Annotated in this window: 6 protein-coding genes and 1 pseudogene; all 7 read right to left on the bottom strand. The window is 69.3% G+C overall.

Annotated features, from left to right (window positions below):
- Positions 1–90: 90 nt before the first annotated feature.
- Positions 91–1,245 (bottom strand): annotated as a pseudogene (locus ACFPN9_RS26370) (BCD family MFS transporter); the annotation flags it as partial.
- Entirely contained in the window at positions 1,242–1,943 is a 702-nt protein-coding gene (bchM, locus tag ACFPN9_RS26365) for a magnesium protoporphyrin IX methyltransferase (RefSeq protein ID WP_066726411.1), read from the bottom strand. The gene bchM and the pseudogene ACFPN9_RS26370, both read right to left, overlap by 4 nt.
- Positions 1,943–2,773 carry a ferredoxin:protochlorophyllide reductase (ATP-dependent) iron-sulfur ATP-binding protein gene (bchL, locus tag ACFPN9_RS26360; RefSeq protein ID WP_210171827.1) on the bottom strand — a complete coding sequence of 277 codons (831 nt, stop codon included), beginning with the start codon at positions 2,771–2,773 and terminating at the stop codon, positions 1,943–1,945. Before bchL ends, bchM begins: the two co-directional genes overlap by 1 nt.
- 95 nt (positions 2,774–2,868) lie before the next feature.
- Positions 2,869–3,075 carry a hypothetical protein gene (locus ACFPN9_RS26355; protein WP_066726405.1) on the bottom strand — a complete coding sequence of 69 codons (207 nt, stop codon included), beginning with the start codon at positions 3,073–3,075 and terminating at the stop codon, positions 2,869–2,871.
- Positions 3,050–4,666: a ferredoxin:protochlorophyllide reductase (ATP-dependent) subunit B gene (gene bchB, locus ACFPN9_RS26350; protein ID WP_377817914.1), complete on the bottom strand. Its 1,617-nt coding sequence runs from the start codon at positions 4,664–4,666 to the stop codon at positions 3,050–3,052. Before bchB ends, ACFPN9_RS26355 begins: the two co-directional genes overlap by 26 nt.
- A 50-nt stretch (positions 4,667–4,716) precedes the next feature.
- Positions 4,717–6,006, bottom strand: a complete 1,290-nt coding sequence (locus ACFPN9_RS26345; protein ID WP_066726399.1) for a ferredoxin:protochlorophyllide reductase (ATP-dependent) subunit N — start codon at positions 6,004–6,006, stop codon at positions 4,717–4,719.
- The gene (gene bchF, locus ACFPN9_RS26340; protein ID WP_066726396.1) at positions 6,003–6,521 is read right to left on the bottom strand and encodes a 2-vinyl bacteriochlorophyllide hydratase; all 519 of its coding nucleotides are present in this window, start codon (positions 6,519–6,521) and stop codon (positions 6,003–6,005) included. The genes ACFPN9_RS26345 and bchF overlap by 4 nt, the downstream gene beginning before the upstream one ends.
- Between the last annotated feature and the right edge of the window lie 521 nt (positions 6,522–7,042).

The following is a 7,042-nucleotide window of genomic DNA, read 5'->3' as shown; positions in this document are numbered from 1 at the left end:
ACCATCGCCTCCGCGACGGCCTTCCTCTACGCAGCCGCCGCCATGGTTCTTATCCGCCGCATCGCGCGAGCGTCATGAGTTCCGGGACGGACTCTGAGGGCCGTCGTCGAGCTCCATGGCGATGGTCAGGGTGCCGACGGCGAAGAGGCCGCCGCCGAAGCCGATCAGCCCCGTGCCGAAGCGGAACAGGCCCGGCGCCTCGATGGCACCGGCGAAGATCACGCAGGGGAAGGCGACGAGGCCGCAGACCAGACCCAGCGCGGCGAGGCGGTGCGGATCGACGCCCGCATTCAGGGCACGCGCCGCCAGCGCGAAGGCGGCCAGCGAGCCTGTGGCGAGAAGGGCGGTCAGGATCGTCGTGCCGCTGACGCTCAGTTTCAGCACCTGGGCGCCGTAGGGCTCGAGGATCACGTCTTGCATGTTGAAGGCGGCGGTGCCGAGCGCGACCGCCACGAGAAAGCGCGTCGCGCCCGGCCGCGCGAGGAAGCCCTGCAGCATGGCGGCGAAGGCCGGGCGCTCGCGGTCGAAGCGCGTCAAGGTCGGGTTGCGGGCTTCCTGTTTCCAGAGCGCGACGACGTTCAGCACCATGGTGACGACGGCGGCACCCTGCACCACTTGGATCAGGCGCAGGGGCGAGAAATCGGCCAGCAGCCAGGCGAAGACCAGCCCACTCGCGACCATGCCGACGAGCAGGGCGACATAAAGCAGGGCGACGACGCGGGCGCGCGTCGCGGGCGTGGCGAGGTCCGTGGCCAGCGCCAGCCCGGCGGTCTGCGTCGTGTGGAGGCCGGCTCCCACGAGCAGGAAGGCGAGCGCGGCGCCGATCTGGCCGTAGAGCACCGGGCCGACGCCGTCTCCCGAGAGAACGAGCAGCGCGAAGGGCATGATCGCGAGCCCGCCGAACTGCAGCAGCGAGCCGAACCAGATATAGGGCACGCGGCGCCAGCCCAGCACCGAGCGGTGCATGTCCGAGCGATGGCCGATGAGTGCGCGCAGCGGCGCGAAGAGGAAAGGCAGGCAGACCATCGCCGCGACCAGCGTCGCGGAGACGTTCAGCTCGACGATCATCACCCGGTTGAGGGTGCCGACCAGCAGGACGGTGGCCATCCCGACCGCGATCTGGAAGAGCGACAGCCGCAGGATCCGGCCCAGCGGCAGTTCCGGCGAGGCCGCGTCCGCAAAGGGTAGCCAGCGCGGAGCGATCCGCGTCAGACCCTTCACGAAGGCGGCCGAGACCGGGTTCATCGGGCGACGAGCTCCAGGGCCTGGGATTTGTAGAAGGCGCTGGACACCCGCTCGCTGCGGCCGATCCGCCAGGGAGAGAGGCTGCGCTCGCCGGCGATGGCCCGCGCGAGGGTGCCAGAGCTGACGGGCTCGATCGCGGGCGCCCGGTCCGCCCGGGGGAAGGCGAGGCCGGCCCAGTGCATCAGCGTCAGCGCCGGCGTGCGCGGCGCGTGGGTGACCAGCATCGAGCCGGCCGTGCGCTCGGCCAGGCGCGACAGGGCGCCGACGATGTCCGCGGCCTTGTAGTGGATCAGCGAGTCCATCGCGACGACATGGTCGAAGCGGCCGAGCGCGGGATCGAGCATGTCGCCGGTGCGGAAGCTGATCGAGCCGCCGCAGAGCTTGCGCGGGCAGCGGTCCTGCGCGAGCGCGACGAGGGTGGGCGAGAGGTCGATGGCGGTGACATGGGCGCCGCGCAGGGCGCATTCGACGGCGAGCGCCCCGGTGCCGCAGCCGGCGTCGAGGATGCGGGCGCCGCGGATGTCGTCGGGCAGCCAGGCGAGAAGCTTGTTGCGCATGGCCTCGCGGCCGGCGCGGACCGTGGCGCGGATGCCGCTGACGGGCGCATCCGTGGTCAGCCGGGCCCAGGCCTCGACCGCGGTGCGGTCGAAATAGGTCTGCAGCTCGCCGCGGCGCTGGATGTAATTGGCGTCCGCCATCACTCGTACCCCAGGAAATCGAAGATCTCGCGATCCTTCATCGGGCGGGCGTCGAGCGCCGGCCCGCCGGCCCAGAGCTGCTCGGCGAGGTTCATGTATTCGCGCTGGACCGCGAGGACCTCGGGCGCATCGCCCATCTCGAACAGCGTCGCCTTCTTCAGCCGCGAGCGGCGGATGGCGTCGAGATCGGGGAAATGGGCGAGGCGCTTCAGGCCCGTGGCGGCGTTGAAGCGGTCGATCTCGTCCGTGCCGGCGGAGCGGTTGGCGATGACGCCACCAACGCGGACCTCGTAGTTCTTCGACTTCGCCTTGATGGCGGCGACGATGCGGTTCATCGCGAAGATCGAGTCGAAATCGTTGGCGGTGACGATGACGGCCCGCTCGGCATGCTGGAGGGGCGCCGCGAAACCGCCGCAGACGACGTCGCCGAGCACGTCGAAGATCACCACGTCGGTGTCCTCGAGCAGATGGTGCTCCTTGAGCAGCTTCACCGTCTGGCCGACGACATAGCCGCCGCACCCGGTGCCGGCCGGCGGCCCGCCGGCCTCGATGCACATGACGCCGTTGTAGCCCTCGAAGCAGAAATCCTCGACGCGCAGCTCCTCCGAATGGAAGTTCACCGTCTCGAGCACATCGATGACCGTCGGCATCAGCTTCTTGGTCAAGGTGAAGGTGGAATCGTGCTTGGGGTCGCAGCCGATCTGCAGCACGCGCTTGCCCATGCGGGAGAAGGCGACGGAGAGGTTGGACGAGGTCGTCGACTTGCCGATGCCGCCCTTGCCGTAGACGGCGAAGACCTTGGCGCTCTCGCAGGCCATCAGCTGGTCCATCTGGACCTGGACCGAGCCTTCGCCGTCCTCGCCCGGAGGCGGTGGGGTCTTGGCGCGGTAGTCGGCCTTGAGGCCGGGATGCTGGAACAGGACGGTCATGCCCGGGCCTCGCTGGAATGCTCGCCGCTTCGCTCGCGGGCCTGACGCTCCGCGGGGCCCGGCCGGTGGGCCGAGGCCTGCTCCGTCGCGCGCGGGGCGTCGGGGGCGATGGCACCGTCGCCCATCAAGGCGCGGCGCCGGTCGATCATGACCATCGCCAGCAGGGTGGGGACGAAATCAGCGGCCGAAATGGGCTTTGGCATCGTAGAGTGTCTCCACCGTGATCGGGCTGATCCCGCGTTCGCCTGCGAATTTTTCGGTGTTGCGCCGCGCCTTGCCGCGCACGAAGAACGGGATCTTCTTGAGTTCGAGTTCGGCGTCCGGCGCCCAGCTGAGGACGATCGGCCTGTCGGCTTTCTCGCCGTCATTCCGGGGCGGCCCGTCAGGGCCGAACCCGGAAGCCACGACGGGGTGAGCCCGATCGACCGGACCGCTGGCAGCGGCGTGCACGGTCGTGGGTTCCGGGTTCTTCGCTTCGCGAAGCCCCGGAATGACAGGGGTGCCGAGATGCGAGGAGCCGGCGCCGTCGTTGAACTCGAAATCGTCGCGGAACATGCCGAGCAGGTGTTCCTCGAGGCCCATCATCAGCGGATGGACCCAGGAGTCGAAGATGACATTGGCACCCTCGAAGCCCATCTGCGGCGAGTAGCGCGCAGGGAAGTCCTGGACATGGACCGGCGCCGAGATCACCGCGCAGGGGATGCCGAGGCGCTTGGCGATGTGGCGCTCCATCTGCGTGCCGAGCACGAGCTCGGGTTGCAACTCGGCGCAGGCGGCTTCGACTTCGAGGTAATCGTCGGTGATCAGAGCCTCGAGCCCGAGCCGGGCGGCGGCCTCGCGCATGTCGCGGGCCTGCTCGCGGGAATAGGTGCCGAGGCCGACGACCCTGAAGCCCAGCTCCTCGCTGGCGATGCGGGCGGCGGCGACGGCATGGGTCGCGTCGCCGAAGATGAAGACGCGCTTGCCGGTGAGATAGGTCGAATCGACCGAGCGCGAATACCAGGGCAGGCGCGAGGTCTCGTCGGCCAGGACCGGGGCGGGGTCGACCCCGGCGAGCCGGGCCACCTCCGTGACGAAGTCGCGCGTGGCACCGACGCCGATCGGCACGCTGGCGATGGTCGGCTGGCCGAAGGCCCGCTTCAGCCATTGGGCGGCGAGCCCCGCGATCTCGGGATAGAGCACGACGTTGAAGTCGGCCTGGCCTAGCCGGGCGATGTCGGCGGCGCCGGCCTGCCAGGGCGCGACGACGTTCACCCCGACGCCGAGCCGCGCCAGCAGCTCCTTGACGGCGCGGACATCGTCGCGATGGCGGAAGCCGAGCGCCGTCGGCCCCAGAATGTTGCAGCGGGCCGGTTCGCCGAGCTTGCGCGCGGGGCGGGCGCTTCCGGGTGGGGGCATGTGCGGGCCGGCGAGGCCGCGCACCAGCTGGTAGAAGGTCTCGGCCGCGCCCCAGTTCTCCTTGCGCTGATAGGAGGGCAATTCGAGCGGGATCACCGGGATCGGCAGTCCGAGCGCGCGAGCGAGGCCCGCCGGATCGTCCTGGATCAGTTCCCCGGTGCAGGAGGCGCCGACGAGCATGGCGGCCGGCCGGAAGCGCTCATAGGCGTCGAGCGCGGCGCGCTGGAACAGATCGGCGGTGTCGCCACCGAGATCGCGCGCCTGGAAGGTGGTGTAGGTCACCGGCGGGCGCTGGCCGCGCCGCTCGATCATGGTGAAGAGCAGGTCAGCATAGGTGTCGCCCTGCGGGGCGTGCAGGACGTAATGCACGTCGGTCATCGCGGTGGCGATCCGCATCGCGCCGACATGCGGGGGGCCTTCATAGGTCCAGACGGTGAGCTGCATGGCTACACCTCCAGCGCCGCGCGCCGGTTCAATGGCCGTGCGAACAGTTCGGCGAGATCGCCGGCCTGCTCGAAGCCCTGAATCGGGGTGAAGACGAGCTCGATCGCCCATTTGGTCGTCAGGCCCTTCGCCTCCAGCGGATTGGCGAGGCCGAGCCCGCAGACGGTGATATCGGGCGCCGCCGCTAGGCAGCGGTCGAGCTGGCGGTCGACGTCCTGGCCCTCGCTGAGCTGGACGCCGGCCGGCAGCAAAGCGATGTCCGCCGCGAGATGCTCCTTGTGCAGATAGGGCGTGCCGACCTCGACCAGCTCCATCTCGAGTTCGCGGGCCAGGAAGCGGGCGATCGGGATCTCGAGCTGGCTGTCGGGGAAGAAGAAGATGCGCCGGCCGCGCAGGGCGGCGCGCGAATGGTGCAGCGCTTTCACGGCTCGCTCGCGCGGCGCGGCGATGGCGGCGTTGAAGACCGCATCCGCGACGCCGAATGCTTCGGCAGCGGCGCGCAGCCAGGCGGCGGTGCCCTCGGCGCCGAGCGGGAAGGGGGCGGCGAGGCGCGTCGCGCCGCGGTTCTCAAGGGCGCGGGCCGTCTCACCGAGGAACGGCTGGACGAGCAGATAGCGGGTGTTCGGACCCACTGCCGGCATGTCCGCGGCACGACGGGCCGGCAGGAAGGCGAGGCTTGTGATGCCCATCGCGCCGAGGAGCCGGCGGAACTGGTCCTCGACCGCATCCGCCAGCACCCCGACGACGAGCAGAGAGGCTTCCGCGCCAGCGGGTTCGGCCGGCAGGGTCGGGACAAGCGCGGTCAGGCAGGCGTCCTCGCCTTGAGTGAAGGTCGTCTCGATGCCACTGCCGGAATAGTTCAGCACCCGCACCTGCGGTGCGAAGCGCTGGCCAAGCCGCAGCGCGGCCCGCGAGAGGTCGAGCTTGATGACCTCGGAGGGGCAGGAGCCGACGAGGAAGAGCATTCGGATCTCGGGCCGCCGGGCGAGCAGGCGCTCGACGACGGCGTCGAGTTCGGCATTGGCGTCGGCGAGGCCGGCGAGGTCCTTCTCCTCGATGATGGCGGTGGCGAAGCGCGGCTCGGCGAAGATCATCACGCCGGCGGCCGACTGCATGAGATGGGCGCAGGTGCGCGAGCCGACGATCAGGAAGAACGCGTCCTGGATCTTGCGGTGCAGCCACATGATCCCGGTCAGGCCGCAGAACACCTCGCGCTGGCCGCGCTCGCGCAGGACCGGCGGGGCGGCGCAGCCCGAGGCGGGCACGGGCGTGGCGAGAAGCGGCGCGTTCATGATGCCAGTTCCAGCCGGTCGTCGAGCGCGCCGGGGGCGGCCGCGGCCTGCAAGCGGGCCGCGCGCAGCTTCAGCAGGAACTGCGCGGCGTTGACGACATAGGTCGCGTAGGCGGCGAGCGCGATCAGCATCTGCTCGGCCGGCGTCAGCCAGCCCGTGACGATGGTGACCAGATAGGCCGTGTGCAGCGCGATGACGACGAAGCTGACCGCGTCCTCCCAGAAGAAGGCAGGCGCGAAGAGATAGACCCCGAAAACGTCGCGCTCCCACAGGGCTCCCGTCACCATGATGGTGTAGAGCACCAGCGTCTTGAGGATGATCGACAGGTTCGCGGCGTCATAGCCCGCGCCGGTTGCGAGATAGCGCAGCACGAGCGCGAGGCTGACGAGGAAGACGAGGAACTGAAGGGGGGCGAGCAAGCCCTGGACCAGCGTCCAGCGGGAAGCGTCCCGGCGACGACGCTGCTCGGGCGTGTAGAGCGTCTTGACGCTGCCTTCCCTCGGCCCTGCCGGCATCGGACGTCTCCGGTCCGCTGCGCCGCTGGCGGATCGCCGCGGCGTCGATGGGGGGAGATTGGCGTCCTCCAGAGTATGTGTCAACTCATCATGACACTTTGCTGCGCTGCAATGTCAAATTGAGTGGACATATGCGTTGCGGCTGCCTAAGGTTTGATCGCTGCTTCGTGAGCGGCCCGGCAGCTCCAGCGCGTCGCGCTCCCCCCGACCGCTGCCGGAGTAGATCAGTGTGAACGCGCTGGTCCTTTTGTTGTTTTCGCAACAGTTTATCGGTGATCTGTCGCTGCGATTGCCTGCGAATACAGTTTCGATCGATAATCATTTCACGATTGCGGTCAGCGCGATGTCGTGCTTCAATCTTTGACATAGGTCAAAGGAACTGCCTTCCAGACCGTCGGTGCCTTCGGGCGCCATCACGTAACAGGGGTCGTGTCCCTGCTGGTGGTGTAGCTTCGCAGAGCCACCGCGTGCCGGCTTTGGTCGGGCTGGTCAGGCGGCCACGGCTGGCAGGCTGACGATGG

It is taken from the genome of Allobosea massiliensis, assembly GCF_042655245.1.
In the GTDB taxonomy this organism is placed as follows: domain Bacteria; phylum Pseudomonadota; class Alphaproteobacteria; order Rhizobiales; family Beijerinckiaceae; genus Allobosea; species Allobosea massiliensis.
This window is presented reverse-complemented; position numbering and strand designations above follow the sequence as displayed.

Excerpts from the sequence above, each read along its gene's own strand:
- bchB (WP_377817914.1), bottom strand. The coding sequence starts at position 4,666 with ATGCGGATCGCCACCGCGATGACCGACGTGCATTACGTCCTGCACGCC.
- bchM (WP_066726411.1), bottom strand. The coding sequence starts at position 1,943 with ATGGCGGACGCCAATTACATCCAGCGCCGCGGCGAGCTGCAGACCTAT.
- ACFPN9_RS26355 (WP_066726405.1), bottom strand. The coding sequence starts at position 3,075 with ATGCCAAAGCCCATTTCGGCCGCTGATTTCGTCCCCACCCTGCTGGCG.
- bchL (WP_210171827.1), bottom strand. The coding sequence starts at position 2,773 with ATGGACCAGCTGATGGCCTGCGAGAGCGCCAAGGTCTTCGCCGTCTAC.
- ACFPN9_RS26345 (WP_066726399.1), bottom strand. The coding sequence starts at position 6,006 with ATGAACGCGCCGCTTCTCGCCACGCCCGTGCCCGCCTCGGGCTGCGCC.
- bchF (WP_066726396.1), bottom strand. The coding sequence starts at position 6,521 with ATGCCGGCAGGGCCGAGGGAAGGCAGCGTCAAGACGCTCTACACGCCC.